Below are 15,187 nucleotides of genomic sequence, written 5' to 3' on the forward strand. Positions count from 1 at the left end.
AGGGGGAAGGCCCCCTGACAGCACTTAGTATTCCTAATACATTTGGGGGATTGCTATACGGGGCATCTTATTGATGGCGGTGTGTAGATCTGCGTAGCTTCCATATCTTCTACCAACATTACCGGCATTGGAGTGACCTGTGATTGCATTCTGAATATCCTCCCTCATAACTTGACGGGCCTGGGTAATAAATCGGTGGCGAAACGCATGCAAAGGCTTAAGCTCTTCAAACAATTCGATGTTGGCTTCCTGAAACTTCCGCTTTAAGTACACCGCGACCCCATTGTGAAGCTTACCAGCCGCATTTGCTTTCAAGAGCGGGAACAGGCGACCATGTGGCGGAAGTGATTTAACGTACCGAATGAAACCGAGTTCAATCAATGCATCACATATCGGCACCTTTCTCGCTTCATTATTTTTCACTGACTGCCCTTCTCTAGCGTCACGAATGTGGATGTACCAAAACGAGTTATTAGCCTCTAGTTGCTCGATATCACGAACGTATAGCTGTGCGATTTCTTCAGCTCTAGCACCCGTGTAGGCTAATAGAACGGGTAACCAATAAGGTGCTGCACCATATCGAGCCAGTGTTTTAGATTCAAGCTCACGAAACATGGATAAGGAGAAGATCCTGGCCACCTCGGATTCTGAATAGCCTCGCTCTCTCAATGATGACTTGGTTTGGGGCTTAGGGGATACACCATGGCACGGATTGGAAGGGATAACGTCTAACCTCACCGCCTCTTGGAAGTATCCTGAAATCAGATTTAACTCTTTCTTAGCCGTAGCAACTGTGATCGTAGCCAGCCCTTGGGCTTTGGCGGCTTTGGCTTGCTCTGCAAAAGGCAACCTTCTGATATCTGCTTTAGGCTTTACTGGGCATGTAATGATAAAGGTAAAGAAGCTCCGGAGCTCAAGCTTGCCAATGCTACCTATAGGTTTATCACCGAAGAACTCAACTGCTCGATTACAAGGTTGCGTCCTATCTTGCAACCATCTGTGTAACTTGAAACCATCAAAAGTCATTCCCTTTTGGGTGTTAACCCATTCAAACAGTTGACGGAGGGTTGACTGGTTAGAGATAGCCCCCTCTGGACTATCTCCTTGAGCTCGGTATGACTCGTTTGCATCAGAAAGGACCGTAAATCCCATGTCGGCCAATTCTTGATGAATACCTTTTAGCAGAGTCGACTGGTTAGAAACAGGGTATGTTTGAGTGAACGGTCCCCGATAGGGCAAGCCTCGTATTGCATCACGACGTGCCACCCCTTCCCTATCAAAAGCCGAACTACAAAACGTTTTACATTGCTTTGCAAGAGCCTTGGCAAGGTAGAGCCTCGGTTTGAAAGCAGATAGACTGAGCCCAGATAGCATCAGGGCTTCATCGATGAATGATGCCATATGTTTAACAAATTTCTTCTCTACGGCTTCCCTGCCATGTACGTAGTAATTGCTGAGAGCTGCTTCTTCAAGCTCCTCAAACAAGTCATGATTGTACTCAACTCCTTCATCAGTCTCCCTGATGTAACGGGCCAATATCTCGGGCTGGTCAAGCCTGGACGCTTCATAGGTCACCCAACGAGATACGATAGCATCTAAGTCGCTATTACTGATGGTGCATTCTTGCTCTTGGTTAGCAAGCCTGATCCTCGCCGTTGCAACCAACGCTTCCAATTCCGCAACTGCTGCAGATGCCCTTTGCTTTGCTTCTTTGGCATCCTTGGTATCGAGACTGCGTTTTAACTCTGATTTACCTTCAAGGAAGGGTCTGAGTTCGACAGGAATGACCTTCCTGACCTTGTATACACCGGTCTTAGGATCGGGCTTAGGTTGAATCATAAATGCCATCTCTTTTGTACCACCTTTTTGTACCACCCCAAGGTGCCAAAGGTTGGGAACATTGACTTATTCATCCACTATAATTCAAAGTGTTATGATTATAAAAGCAAAAACCTAACCATAAGATCAGAGTCTTTAGACTTGGCAATGACGGATGTATTCGAACCGTCAATTCAAACGGGCATTCGGCACCACTCCGGGCCAATTTGTTAAAACAGAAAAATCATCAAGATGGAGTCAAGATTGACCATTCACAATCAGCAATCATCACGCATTCAGGAACTTAACCGGAGCCGCGAATTTTTACGGGGTACCCTGGCGGTAATGCCGCTGACTTTAGCTGTTATCCCTTGGGGAATATTGGCCGGTTCGCTGGCACTGGAAACCGGCCTCAGCGCCTTAGAGAGCCAAGCCATGAGCCTGTTTGTTTTCGCAGGCTCGGCGCAATTGGTCGCCCTCGGAATGATAAAGGCAGGTTCAGGCCTACTGGCCATTTTAGTTACCACGGCATTGATCACCTCGCGTCATCTGCTGTATGCCATGGCGATGCGTCCAGCCATCAGCCCCTTGCCACTGCGCTGGCGCCTGACACTGGGTTTTCTGCTCACGGATGAACTCTTTGCGGTAGCCAATCAAAGCAAGGAAAGTACCCTTAGGCCCTGGTACGCCCTGGGAGCTGGTTTGAGTTTTTATCTTGGCTGGAATCTGGCAACTCTGGCCGGAATTCTCGCCGGCAGCTCTATGGATAATCTCGGCTCTCTGGGACTGGATTTTGCCATCGCAGCCACCTTTATCGCTTTGGTGGTGCCGAGGATAGTCAATGTTGCCACCGCCTTATGTGTGCTCACGGCCATGTTGCTGAGCGTCCTGTGTGAAGCGCTGGCTATCCCGGGTGGCCTGCTGATCGCCGCCGTAACCGCCATGGCTGTGGGGTATCTCTATCAAAGCCTCTTGGGCGGCAGTCCAGTTAAACCGCTTGAGACAACGCAAGATAAAGGCAAGGAGCAGGCATGATTTGGTTAACCATACTGACCATGGCGCTGTTGGTGATACTCAGCCGTTATTTACTGCTTGAGCCCGGGCTACCGATACGACTTGGCAAGAAAACCCAGGCTTTCCTTGGCTTTTCGGCGCCGGCAGTATTAAGCGCCATCTTCGCCCCCATAGTGTTTCTGCGAGACGGCGAGTTACAACTGAGCCTGAGCAATCCCTACCTCAGCTGCGCCCTGCTGGCGGCCTTACTGGCACTGTTGACCCGCAACACCCTGCTGACCACTATCGTCAGCATGGCGGTATTTTTCTGGATCTACTGAGGTCTCAGTCAATCACGGCTTTGGTGGCGGTCGCTCCCGACCAGGCCCGCAGCTTGTGGCCGGCAACGGCGTAATAAAGGATCATCCCATAACAGGGAAGGAGGATCCCGTAGGCGCTTTGATGGGGCACACCCTGGTGCACCAAGGCGCCATAGAGCAAGGGCAGCAAGGCACCACCGGCTATGCCCATGATGAGCAGTGCCGAGGCCACAGCAGTCAGGCGGCCGAGCCCTTCCAGCGCCAGCGGCCAGACAGCGGGCCAGACCAAGGCGTTGGCAAAGCCGAGTAGCGCAAGGTAAAGCAAGGGATCCGGCAGCGGCATTATCCCCAAAGGTTCGAGCAAGAGACTCGACAGCTGCGTGCTGGTTTCATCTCCAAGCATGATCCCCAAAGTAAACACCAACCCAGCCAGCGCCGAGCCCACCAAGGCGCTGCGCTGACTCATCACTCTTGGGATCAAGAGTATGCCGAGCAAATAGCCAAGCACCATAAATCCCATGGTGTAGGAGGTCAGAATGCCAAACTCGGCCACTTTAAGATGCTGGCCATAGAGGCCTATGCTATCACCGGCAATCACTTCGGCACCTATATACATAAAGAGAGTCAGTGCCCCGAGAATAGCCTGGGGATAGGCCAGAATGGCGCGCCAATCTGTTCTCGGTACCAAGCTGTCACAGCTTTTGGCCTGGCTGTCCTGTTCAAGTTGCAATTCGGGCAGGGGCGAAAATCGCACATACAGCAGCAACAGAGCCAAGACAACCGCCATCGCCAGGTAAGGCTGCACCAAACGGGCAGACAGTTGCTCCAATGCCGCAGTGCGCTCAAGCTCACTGAGCTGTGCCAACGCTTCCGGCGTAAAAGCATCCATACCTGTCAGCACCCAGGCACTGAACACCAAAGGAACAATAAAACCGGCGCCCTTGTTGACCACGCCCATACAGCTGATCCGCATGGCGGCGCTCTCTCGCGGACCAATGCAAACAATGTATGGATTGGCCGCAGTTTGCAGTATGGTAAGGCCGGTTCCCAAAACAAACAACGCCAGCAAAAACAGGCCAAAGGTGTGACTCAGCGCCGCAGGGATAAACAGCAGTGCGCCACTCGCCATTACCCCAAGGCCAATCTGTAGCCCGGCACGGTAACCGAAACGGGTCAACAGCCCGGACATGGGCAAGGCCATCACGAAGTAAGCGATGTAGAATACAAAGGCCACCAGATAGGCTTGCAGCTCATTGAGTTCACAGGCGATTTTCAGAAAAGGGATCAGTGCACCATTGAGCCAGGTTACGAAGCCGAATACAAAAAAGAGTATTCCAATCAGCACCATGGGCAGTAAAGTGCCGCCTCCTTTATTCAGGGTGTTATTGTCCATTGTCGGCATCTCCTCTTGTTATTGTTATTCTCTGTCAATGATTATCCAGCTGCTGCCAAGGACAGATGTCCCTTGAAGCTGCTTATTTTTCAAACGCTTTTGCTGCGAACTTCGGCGCCCGCTGCGAGCCTGCCGCCTTGCCAGCGCTTTGACTGATACAGGGCATCGTCAAGCAGCAGCAAGTCAGCCCGCATGCCTTCGGCCAACATGCCTCTGTCATTCAGCCCGGCAAAAGCGGCTGGAGTACTGCAGGCCATGGCAACGGCCTGCTCCAGCGGGATCCCCAGCACCTTGACGGCATAGCGAACTGCCGTTGTCATCTCCAATACTGAGCCGGCCAAAGAGCCGTTGAGATCCCTGAGCTCAGTACCGCGGCGCACAACTTTACCGCCGAAAAATTCAAATTCCTGCTCTTCAGAGCCCACAGGCGACATGGCATCTGTCACCAGCATCAAACGTCGACTCCCCTTGGCGCGCCAGGCGAGAGTGGCGCTCACCGGGTGCAGATGGTGACCGTCGAGAATAATGCCGCAAAATGCCCTTGGGTCACTGAGCGCCGTTCCCACCATGCCGGGGGCACGCGACTCCAGCTGTGACATGCCGTTATAAAGATGGGTAAAGCCGCTGGCTCCGGCATCCAGCGCCGCCATCACGGTCTCAGTGTTGGCATTGGAATGCCCCAAAGACACTCTGACACCGAGCGCCACCAGGCGGCGAACATCTTCAGGCCCTACCCTCTCGGGAGCCAGAGTCACCACACAAACACCCAGTTGGGACACTGCCTCGGCGTAGAGCGCCAACTCAATATCGCCAAGCTCCCTTAAGCGGGCTTCACTGTGGCAACCCTTGCGCTCCAGTGACAGATGCGGCCCCTCAAAATGGATCCCGGCTATGCCGTCAAGACCGGCTTCCCTGGCGCTGATGGCCGCCGCAAGTGCCGCTTGCATTACCCTGATATCGTCGCTGATAAGCGTCGGCAACATGCTGCTGGTGCCGAAACGGCCATGGGCGTCCAACATCAGCTTAAGCGTCTCAACGCAGGGCTTCCGGTTGAACATGCGGCCACCACCACCGTTGACCTGAGTGTCGACAAAACCGGGAACCAGAAGGCCTGCATAGTGAGTTGCCGCCTCACCTTCCTTGGGCGCCTTGGCAATGGTATGAATACGGCCATCGACTATCCGCAGCCAAACCTCATTACTGCGGCTCATTTGCGGTCCGAGCAGGGCACCATCGGCACCAATCCAGAACGGGGCCTTGTCAGTGTTGCTGTTCATGCCAGCCTCCGGTCAACAGGGTATCCATATCCGCTACCTGCTCGTTGGCGCTCACGCTATTGCTCTGTTCCACTCTAGTCGCCAGCGCCTTTCCCAGCATGGCGGCGCCGCGAACGCCACTGGCGGCGCCGAATTGAGCGGCGCAAAACTCGGGCAACTGCACCCCATTGAACATATGCCTGGCGGTAGCCTGCGGCAGCGCCGCCAAAATTTCCGGCACTTCGCTCAAACCGCCACCGAAGACAAAGATGTCCGGATCCAGACTGAGGATCTGTCCGGCCAACACACTGCCCAGGGCATCCAGATAAGCATCGAAACTGCGTTTGGCTATGGCATCACCGGCGCGCAGCGCCGCCAGCCAAGCGTATGTATCACCCTCGCCGCCAAACTCCCGGTAGATACGACCAAGGCCTGTGCCCGAGACATAGGTTTCGGCGCAGCCTTTGAGGCCACAGCCGCAATCATAAAGCGGCAAGCCATGGCGCAGCAGCACGCTGGCCGCCATGCCCTGATGGCCGAACTCACCGGCCAGACAGTGGGCGCCGGTGATAAGCCGCCCTTCGATACAGATCCCGCCGCCAAGCCCGGTACCGAGTATGAGCCCAAGCACTCTGGCATGATCTTTCCCGGCTCCCAGCAAGGCTTCGGACAGGGCGAAACAACGGCAATCATTGCCAAGGGCCACAGGACGCGACAACAAGGCGCCTAAATCTTCGGCCACTTTACGCTGATTGAGGCAAGGCACATTGCTGGAGACCACAGTGCCATCGGCGCGGATCACCCCGGGCAGGGCTATCCCCACTGTGCCCGGGATGCCGGACTCGGCCGGCCAGCGCCTGTCGGCCTCGCTTATCTGCAAGGCGAGTGAGGCCAGAAAGCTCTGATAATCGTCACCCTGAGTCGCGATGCGCCATTTATCCAACAGACGCAATTGTGGACTGAACACCGCCAGTTCTATCTTGGTACCACCGATATCCACACCGTAGTACATGGCTCAATCCTCTGTGTTATCCCGGCTGCCGGGCCGAGTATAAACCGCAAGCGAATGCAGCTTCACCCCCTGCACCACTCTATTGACCTGGCCGCTGGGACAGGGATTATCCGGTGACACCCCAAGCTCCAACGCCTTGTAAAATGCAAGCAGTTGACAGTAAACAATAAAGGGTAGTGTCAACCAAGCCTCTTCCAGACTGGCCTGACCATCTTGGGCCAGAGCCTCTTCACTCAGATAACAGATATCCAGCGCCCGCTTATCGGCGCGCAGCTCTGCCAGAAGATCCAGATCGTAGGCTCTGGCATAGGGCTCAGAGCTGCCGAGCAGCACTATTTGGGTATCTTCATTCACCAGTGACTTGGGGCCGTGACGAAACCCCAGCGGACTCTCAAAACTGCTGATCACTATACCGGCAGTTAGTTCAAGGTACTTGAGCGCCGCCTCCTGAGCCGCCGCCTTGAGCGGCCCGGCGCCGAGAAACACTATCCGCTTGCAGCTATGGCCCGCGGTTTGCTGCACCCCGTCGAGCCGGGTTTCGAGCAGTTGCTCCGTCAGTGTCAGCACCCTGGATAACGATTTGTCTTCCTCGGCAAACAACAGCAGGGTCGCCAGATACATACAACTGAAGCTGCTGGTCATGGCAAAGCTGCGGTCGTGGCTATCTTGGGGCATCAACCATAAACAAGCCTTGTGACTGTGTTCGGCCGCATAGCTGGCCAAAGCTCCCTCAGGGTTACAGGTCAGCAGCAGATGACTGACATCTGTCAGCAACTCATCGGCCAACGCCAGCACAGCCAGGGATTCAGGGCTGTTTCCAGAGCGGCCATAGGAGACTATCAGAGTCGGCTGCAACGGGTTGAGATGCAGCCTGGGGTGAGAAACAATATCCGTGCTGGACAAGGCTTCCACCCTCTGGCCCGGCAATCTGAGCTGCCGCTGTAAAAAGGCTGCCAACGCCTTGCCGATATAAGCCGAAGTACCCGCGCCGGTGAGAATAATCCGCAGATTGTCCTTGGCCAGCAAGGGATTGAGAAAAGCGCTGAGCTGCGCTTCCCTGTGTTTGAAATCGGCCTGTAATTCGCGCCAGAGAGTCGGCTGCTGGGCTATCTCGGTCGCCGTCCATTTGCCACTCTCCGGCGCTTGCCAAAGCGGGTTGGCGGCAGATTTTGGATACAAGTGGGTCTTTGATAGGTCACTGACTTGCATTGATTTATCCTTCGATGGCAGCAGGCTGACAGGCGCTGGCATAACGGTTAAGCACCAGGCCGATATGATGGAGTACCAGCTCAATCGCCGTGGCAGGCAGCTCGCCTCTGACCACGGCCGGATAGGCCAGCGGCAGATATTGGCTGATAAGGGGCTCGGGAATGGGGTTTGCCAGATTGGCCAGCAGCTTGTCTATGGTCAGCGACAATTCGGGCCAGTAGTAGCGGATCCTGTCACTGTAACTGAATCCCAGTTGCCAATCCCGCAGCGCAGGATCTGTATAGAACGACTGCCAGTATTTGGGCTCAGACAGCATCTTCTGCTCACACAATGCTCTAAGCCCTGAGCGTTTCGCCGCCGGCACCAACAAGGCCTCTATATGATCCAGGGCAAACAGCCCCTCGCGCAGGGCAAAAGTCAACTGCGGCCCCACCTTGAGAATGGCAAAATGGCCGGCCACCAACTGGGCGTAATGTTCCGGCAGTTGATAATCTGTGGAGTGGGCTTCAAACACCAGGTTGGGCTGCTCGCGAATAAAGCGGCTCTGCTCTTTGGTGAGCGCATCATCATACTGATGTACCCCGGCATTGCCGAACTCCACACCCGGCTGCACCACCAGCGCAATCACCCGCTGCCAAACCTCTGCCCCAAGCCCTTCGGCGGCAAAGGCCTGTTTGTGGGCGCTAATGGTGTGTTTCATCGCCGCGACCGGGGTGACCTGCAGCCCCTCCTCCAGCGAACTGACACCACCGGGAGCGGGCACTTCAGTGCCTATCACATAACAGAGCTGTTGCCCCGGCGCCTTGGCCGCTTCTGCGGCGCGGCACAGTCTGGCGGCGCGCGCGGCAATCACCTCATCGGCAAGGGGCGTTTGTTCCTGATGACAAGCCATGCTGGCATCCAGATGAATTTTACAAAATCCCGCCTCGACATAGGCCCGCACCATGGCTTCGGCCTCGGCCATCGCCTGCTCGGCAGTCAGGTGTTTCCAGGCCACCGGCCCCAGGTGATCGCCGCCGAACAGCAACTGCGCTTCGGCAACACCTTCACTTTGGGCCAGGCTCTTCACAAAGGCGATAAAATCGGCGGGGGTCATGCCTGTATAGCCGCCGTGCTGATTGACCTGGTTGGCCGTAGCCTCAATCAGCAAGGGCGCCCGTTGCCGCGCCGCATGACGCAGAGCGGCGCGCAGTACCAGCGGCTGGGCCGAACAGACGGAATAAATCCCCGCCTGCTGCCCGGCCTTGTTGGCCTCAATAATGGATTTGAGTGCAGACATGCTTACCTCAACCTACAATGCCAAGCGGTTTGGCGCTCTGCCACACGCCTCGGGTAAAGTCGGGGAAGTCCTTGGAGTTACCGCGATCGGCCACTGAAGCCGCCGACAGAGGCTGCACCGCCGACCAGGCCGCACCGTCATACACATCCTGATCCAGCGGCTCGCCGTTACGCAGGCAGTAGATCATCCGCCAGCACATTAAAAAGTCCATGCCGCCATGACCGCCGTTCTTTTCGGCCGCCTCGCCCATCTGCAACCACAGCGGATGGTCATACTTGGCATACCACTGGGTCATATCCTGGTCCCAATGGTGGAAGCTGCCACTGCCGCCCTGCTCCAGCGCTATGCGGTTGGGGAAACCGGCAAACACCCCATTGGTGCCCTGAATCAGGTTATGGCGGCTGTAAGGACGCGGCGTTGTGGTGTCGTGTTGCACCATGATGGTTCGGCCTTTAACCGTCTTGATAAGACTGGTATTGATATCGCCGCAGATATAGTTGAGCTTGTTGCGGGCATGGTCGGCGGGGAATTCACGCTTGGCATAGGCAGCACGCCCAAGCGACGGAGAGCTCATGGAAGTGAGATAGTCGAACCTGTCCCCGCGGTTGATATTCATGTACTGGGACACAGGCCCCAAGCCATGGGTAGGATACAGGTTACCGTCAATCAAGGCGTGATACTTGGTGCGCCAAGAGCCCGTCTTGCGATCTATCTCCTTCATCTGCCAGCGCAGCTCGTGAATATAAGCGGCTTCACCGTGCAGCAGTTCGCCGAACAGCCCCTGGCGTACCATGTTGAGCACCATCAGCTCGTCGCGACCGTAGCAGACGTTTTCCATCATCATGCAGTTACGCTGGGTTTGCTCGGCTGTGTCCACCAGATCCCAGAGCTGCTCCATGGTGATCCCCATAGGCACTTCAACAAAGGCGTGTTTGCCGGCCAGCATAGCCTCTTTGGCCATGGGGTGGTGCCATTCCCAAGGTGTGGCAATGACCACTATGTCCACATCCTGGCGTGCCAACAATTCACGATAGGCGTGTTTGCCCTGGAAATAATAACCGGGCTGGGCCAAGCCTGCGTCACTCATTACCTTCTTGGCACGTTCTATGACCAGGGGATCGGTATCGCAGATAGCTGTTACCCTGGCGCCCTCTATGTTGTTGAAATGGTGAATGAACCCCACACCTCGCTCACCGACGCCGATTAGCCCCACCCGCACTTCGGCCATTTTCGGAACCACCAGCCCCATGACAGAGCGGCCACTGGCCTTGGGTGCCAGTGCAGATGAACCGGCATTGGCGGCGCAGCCAGCCAGCGCCGAGGCAGCAGCTGTGGCCACCGAAGCTTTCAGAAAGGAACGACGATCAAAACCAGACATAACTTCTCCCCTTGTTATTTGTTTTTATCTATCAGGTGCAGCTGCACCCCTTGCTTGGTGAGTTCTTCCACATAGCGCTCGGGAATGCCGTTGTCGGTCACCAGTTGCTGGATCTGCCGACTGGCACAAATTACATGAAACGCCTGTTGGTCGAATTTGGATGAATCGGTAACCACTATGATCTCGCTGGCAATCTCACACATCATGCGGTTGAGACTGGCTTCCTTCTCAAAATGGGTGGTGAGACCTGCCTTGAGATCAAAACCATCCACCCCGAGGATCAGCTTGTTGAAGTTGTAATCCCTGAGACTCTTCTCGGCGATGGAACCATAGAAAGACATCGACTTCTTGCGCAGCAAACCGCCGGTGAGCATCACCTCAACGTCGTCGGAACGCGCCAGCTCAGTGGCTATGTTAAGGCCGTTGGTCATCACAATAAGATCTTGATGTTCAAGGAGGTTAGCCGCAACTTGCTGGGTAGTGGTGCCCGAGTCCAACAACAGGCGGTCGCCATCATTAACCAAAGAGGCCGCCACCTTACCCAGCTCCTGCTTCAGTGCCGAATAGCAGTGGCCCTTCTCTTTCAGTGACAGTTCACGAATAAGGTCGGAGTTGACCATAGCGCCGCCGCGGGAGCGCACCAACAATTGCTTTTGATCCAATACCGCCAGATCCGAGCGTATGGTGACTTCCGAGACCCCGAAGCGATTTGCCAGCTCGGTGACCGACACCTTTCCCTGTTGCTGGGTCAGCCGGACTATCTCCTGCTGCCTCTCAATAGTGTTGAGATTATTCACTGCACTCTTCCTGTTTTGTTTGTTGCGCTCTGGAGCAGGTGAACCTGCACTGGCTTTCGAAAGCTTTCAATCTACTAGCAACGTCGTCAAATCATAACAACAATTCTTATACCACAACGACTTAAGCCAAAACCAACAACAAATTTTCACTTTCAACTAGCTAAACTATGCACCAAACCGAAAATAATTAAAAGACATTTTACATTTTTTTATTGATCACATAGAGTTTTTAACGCTATAAATAAGCAATCGAAAGCATTTTGCTGTTTTTAATGCTTTCGAAAAATAACAAAAGCGAAAGGCATTAAGCCTGATAAAAACAAACAGCGGGGAACCCATGAAGCTCTTAGCCACCCAACCTGCCCTAATTGCCCTGGCAGTTGCCAGTGCGCTGGCAACACAGCCGGTTACGGCCAATGACGAGTCCGACAAGGAAAACAAGGCTCAAACACAACAAAACTCAGCTCAACAGCAGGATGCCGAGCTGGAAAGGATCCAGGTAACGGGTATCCGCTCAGCCATTAAGGAGTCGCTGTTTCTGAAACAGAATGCCACCGCAGTGGTGGATCTTGTGGTGGCCGATGATATAGGCAAGTTTCCGGATGAAAACCTGGCCGAAGCACTGCAACGTATACCCGGGGTGACCATTACCCGCAACGGCGGCGAGGGGCAGAACATACTGATCCGCGGCCTGGGGGACGGCTACAACATCACTACCCTCAATGGCCGCAAACTGGCGTCGGACAACGCCGGGCGGGACTTCAACTTTGACACCATAGCCTCGGAGCTGGTCAATGTGCTGGCGGTTTACAAGTCTCCCGAGGCGCGGCTCACCGAAGGAGGCATAGGGGCAATTGTGGATATTCAGACCCGCAAGCCTTTGGATTTGGACGGTTTTACCCTGCAAGCCTCGGCCAAGGGTATCTATGAGTCGCGCACCGAAGACCTGCACCCGCACGCATCTCTCATCATAGGCGACAAGTCCGATGACGACAGTTTCGGCGCTCTGTTTTCCGCCGTTTACTCCAAGAAAACCCTCAGAGCCGACACCTATTCCGCCGATGGTTTTTTCGATGAAGAGGAAGGCTGGGGTGTCGACAGCGCCGGGGTGCCGGTAGACACCAACGGCAATGGTGTGATTGATGAAGGCGAAATCTACGCCTCCAAAATACCCAGTTACATGTACTATGCCAACGCCCAGGACGTACGCGAACGCATCGGTGGCACCCTGGCACTGCAATGGCGGCCACTGGATAATCTGGATGTCAATTTCGACGCCCTCTACTCTCGCTACAATACCGATGGACACAAATACCAGATAGGGTTTGTCAACTATGACGAGGAGTGGACACCGGGTACCCCGCTGTTCAGCGATGCGCAGTTCGATGAGCTGGGGCGAGTGGTTTCCATGCGCCAGCAGGGCGACAACACTATGGTGGAGCTGCTTAACCTGAGCACACCGCGCAAGACAGACACCTACCAACTGGCACTGAATACGGCGCTGTTTATCACCCCCAATTGGTCGGTCACCGCCGATCTTGCCTACTCGGCCGCCAAAAACAAGAACAAGGGCGACAATCGCTTCATCGTCGCCCGCGGCTTTGTCGACAGCATAGATATCGACTACACCAATGGTCAGATGCTGCCGGATGTGGTGATAGGCCCGGGACTCACCAGCGAGCAGAACTATGGTGCCCACTACAGCCTAAACAGTGGCACTGGCGTGGATGACAAGGTAACGGATCTTAAGCTGATGACCCAGTATTTGCCGGAAAGCGGCTTTATCAGCAAGCTGGATGCCGGGATAAACTATGTCAAGCAGGTCAAGAGCCAGAATGAGTTCAGATCGAAAAACCCCAGCCAATTCAGTCGCGGCGGCTACTATCTAACCCGCGACGGTTATGCTTTTGACGGCTCGGGAGTCTTCACTCAAGGCGAGTTTGAGCTGTTCCAAATTCCGGGCAATGTGTTTGTGCCCGCCAACTTCGATAACTTCCTCGACGGCGAAAACAGCATCTCACCGGATCCCTGGCCCAGCTTTGACTATGACAAGTTGCTGGAATACTACCGCTCCATCAACAGCGATGCCGCCAATGAGGCCATAGTAGCCAGTGCCAATCAGGCCGGTACTTATGAGGTAAGCGAGGCTGTGACCTCGGCCTATGTGCAGATAACTATTGAAGAGCTGCTGTTCGATCTGCCCTATATGCTCAATCTGGGGGTCAGGGCCAGTCGCACCCAAGTCGATTCCGAAGGTTTTGGCTATGACTTGAGCAAAGTAGTGCTGGATGATGCCGGTCAGCCGCTCAACGATGACTGGCGCACCGTCAGCCCGGTAAACTACAGCGACAGCTATACCAATATATTGCCAAGCCTCAACTTCAAGCTGAACCTGCAGGACGATCTGCTGCTGCGTATCTCGGCCGCCGAAGTATTGAGCCGCCCATCACTCTACTCGCTCAGAGTCTGGGCCGCGCCCAACTTCACCAGTCAGGAGCAGGGCTTACCAACTCTGGTGCGCGGTAATCCCGGGGTTGAACCCGAGCAGGCCAAACAGGCGGATCTAGCGCTGGAATGGTATTACGGCGACAGCAGTTCACTGAGCGGCGCCCTATTCATCAAGGATATCGACTCCTTTATCTCTGATGAAAAGACCCCCATGGAGGTCGATGGCAACCGTTACCTGGTAAGCCAGCCGGTTTCCGGTCAGTACGGTGCCAAAGTGCAGGGCTTTGAAATTGCCTGGCAACAATCCCTCGAACAGTGGTTGCCTGAGCCATTCAACGGCTTTGGCTGGCAGCTTAACTACACCTATGTGGACAGCAGTTATGACGATCCTGAGCTGAAAGCCAAGGATCTGCCCTTCAAGGGGATGTCCGAGAACTCCTACAATGCCGTGCTCTACTATGAGCAGTATGGTTTGCAGGCGCGCCTTGCCTATAACTGGCGCAGCAAGTTCCTGGTGGATCCGGATGCCTGGGGCGGCCCGGCCTGGATAGACGACTACGGCCAGTTGGATGCCAGCATCAGCTACGACATCACAGACAACTTGACCCTGTTCAGTGAAGCCTCCAACCTGACCAACAACCGCTACTCCGGTTACATCAAGCGCGAAGATCAGGTGAATTATCTGGAACGCTTCGGTACCCAGATAGCCGTGGGTATTCGCGGCAGCTTCTAAACAGAGCCAAATGGATCCCCATAAGTAACCATCTGACTGAATCAAGCTGCACTAAACCCAAGGTGGGTATAAACTCGTTCCAAATACAGAAAGCCACCTGATTCAGGTGGCTTCTCTGCTTGAGTCTCGAATACCTTTATTGAGGATAGCGGTCGGATGAAGTCTCTGTGCTCCAGAGACTGGATAGGTAATCCCCCCGATAAATCTGACCAGATAAACCAGTCGAGCCATTCTCAACATATCCACAGCAGCATCTCACGTGGGGGTGAAAGATATCTGCTCATCAAGCACAGCTTGATAGATGGCTGTAGCGCGAAGCAGCTTGGCTGCGAGCTGAGGGGCACACACTGCGCCAGCCGCTTTGGGCTGCATGTCGCTGGAAGCGAGACAAACAAAAAAGCCCTAGCTAAATGCTAGTGCCCTTTTGTTACTGTTTTGTCTTCACTCATTTCTTTGATAAAGAGTAAAAAGTGAAAACCAAAGTGGCGTCTGGCGATGACCAGCTTCGAGCAAGCTCTGCGCGTTCGTTTGTCGCATCAAACTGAGTTTGA

General features: G+C 54.5%; 11 protein-coding genes. 3 read left to right on the forward strand and 8 right to left on the reverse strand.

Annotation, left to right across the window (positions count from 1 at the left end; translation table 11 throughout):
* Positions 1-33 precede the first annotated feature (33 nt).
* Positions 34-1,848, reverse strand: coding sequence for a DUF6538 domain-containing protein (locus ACMHXH_RS11410; RefSeq protein WP_413738084.1), 1,815 nt, complete (start codon positions 1,846-1,848; stop codon positions 34-36).
* Between the two features lie 234 nt (positions 1,849-2,082).
* Between ACMHXH_RS11410 and ACMHXH_RS11415 the strand changes: the two genes are divergently transcribed.
* The gene (locus ACMHXH_RS11415) at positions 2,083-2,853 is read left to right on the forward strand and encodes an AzlC family ABC transporter permease (RefSeq protein ID WP_413729426.1); all 771 of its coding nucleotides are present in this window, start codon (positions 2,083-2,085) and stop codon (positions 2,851-2,853) included.
* On the forward strand, positions 2,850-3,152 hold the full coding sequence (locus ACMHXH_RS11420; RefSeq protein ID WP_025009838.1) for an AzlD domain-containing protein: 303 nt from the start codon (positions 2,850-2,852) through the stop codon (positions 3,150-3,152). The genes ACMHXH_RS11415 and ACMHXH_RS11420 overlap by 4 nt, the downstream gene beginning before the upstream one ends.
* Before the next feature lie 4 nt (positions 3,153-3,156).
* On the opposite strand, the gene ACMHXH_RS11425 is transcribed toward ACMHXH_RS11420, so the two are convergent.
* From ACMHXH_RS11425 to agaR, 7 genes are all read right to left on the reverse strand, one after another.
* The gene (locus tag ACMHXH_RS11425; protein ID WP_101096685.1) at positions 3,157-4,524 is read right to left on the reverse strand and encodes an MFS transporter; all 1,368 of its coding nucleotides are present in this window, start codon (positions 4,522-4,524) and stop codon (positions 3,157-3,159) included.
* A gap of 89 nt (positions 4,525-4,613) precedes the next feature.
* Positions 4,614-5,735 (reverse strand): N-acetylglucosamine-6-phosphate deacetylase, encoded by a 1,122-nt coding sequence (gene nagA, locus ACMHXH_RS11430; protein WP_413738090.1) that lies wholly within the window; start codon positions 5,733-5,735, stop codon positions 4,614-4,616.
* A 49-nt stretch (positions 5,736-5,784) separates the two neighbouring features.
* Positions 5,785-6,792, reverse strand: a complete 1,008-nt coding sequence (locus ACMHXH_RS11435) for an ROK family protein (protein WP_096141325.1) — start codon at positions 6,790-6,792, stop codon at positions 5,785-5,787.
* A gap of 3 nt (positions 6,793-6,795) precedes the next feature.
* Positions 6,796-8,001, reverse strand: a complete 1,206-nt coding sequence (locus tag ACMHXH_RS11440) for an SIS domain-containing protein (RefSeq protein WP_413738087.1) — start codon at positions 7,999-8,001, stop codon at positions 6,796-6,798.
* Between the two features lie 4 nt (positions 8,002-8,005).
* The gene (locus ACMHXH_RS11445; RefSeq protein ID WP_093982715.1) at positions 8,006-9,280 is read right to left on the reverse strand and encodes a class II D-tagatose-bisphosphate aldolase, non-catalytic subunit; all 1,275 of its coding nucleotides are present in this window, start codon (positions 9,278-9,280) and stop codon (positions 8,006-8,008) included.
* Positions 9,281-9,287: 7 nt separating this feature from the next.
* Positions 9,288-10,658 (reverse strand): Gfo/Idh/MocA family protein, encoded by a 1,371-nt coding sequence (locus ACMHXH_RS11450; protein WP_319619858.1) that lies wholly within the window; start codon positions 10,656-10,658, stop codon positions 9,288-9,290.
* A gap of 14 nt (positions 10,659-10,672) precedes the next feature.
* Positions 10,673-11,455: a transcriptional repressor AgaR gene (gene agaR / locus ACMHXH_RS11455; RefSeq protein ID WP_319619859.1), complete on the reverse strand. Its 783-nt coding sequence runs from the start codon at positions 11,453-11,455 to the stop codon at positions 10,673-10,675.
* A 337-nt stretch (positions 11,456-11,792) separates the two neighbouring features.
* On the opposite strand from agaR, the gene ACMHXH_RS11460 reads away from it, so the two are divergent.
* A complete protein-coding gene (locus ACMHXH_RS11460) occupies positions 11,793-14,636 on the forward strand; it encodes a TonB-dependent receptor (protein WP_039036109.1) in 2,844 nt (947 codons plus the stop codon).
* Positions 14,637-15,187: the final 551 nt, after the last annotated feature.

The organism is Shewanella sp. BJSY2023SW001, from assembly GCF_047314685.1.
GTDB classification, from domain to species: domain Bacteria; phylum Pseudomonadota; class Gammaproteobacteria; order Enterobacterales; family Shewanellaceae; genus Shewanella; species Shewanella indica.

Coding starts and splice junctions, on each gene's coding strand:
- ACMHXH_RS11410 (WP_413738084.1), bottom strand. CDS start 1,848: ATGGCATTTATGATTCAACCTAAGCCCGATCCTAAGACCGGTGTATAC.
- ACMHXH_RS11420 (WP_025009838.1), top strand. CDS start 2,850: ATGATTTGGTTAACCATACTGACCATGGCGCTGTTGGTGATACTCAGC.
- ACMHXH_RS11425 (WP_101096685.1), bottom strand. CDS start 4,524: ATGGACAATAACACCCTGAATAAAGGAGGCGGCACTTTACTGCCCATG.
- nagA (WP_413738090.1), bottom strand. CDS start 5,735: ATGAGCCGCAGTAATGAGGTTTGGCTGCGGATAGTCGATGGCCGTATT.
- ACMHXH_RS11435 (WP_096141325.1), bottom strand. CDS start 6,792: ATGTACTACGGTGTGGATATCGGTGGTACCAAGATAGAACTGGCGGTG.
- ACMHXH_RS11440 (WP_413738087.1), bottom strand. CDS start 8,001: ATGCAAGTCAGTGACCTATCAAAGACCCACTTGTATCCAAAATCTGCC.
- ACMHXH_RS11445 (WP_093982715.1), bottom strand. CDS start 9,280: ATGTCTGCACTCAAATCCATTATTGAGGCCAACAAGGCCGGGCAGCAG.
- ACMHXH_RS11450 (WP_319619858.1), bottom strand. CDS start 10,658: ATGTCTGGTTTTGATCGTCGTTCCTTTCTGAAAGCTTCGGTGGCCACA.
- ACMHXH_RS11460 (WP_039036109.1), top strand. CDS start 11,793: ATGAAGCTCTTAGCCACCCAACCTGCCCTAATTGCCCTGGCAGTTGCC.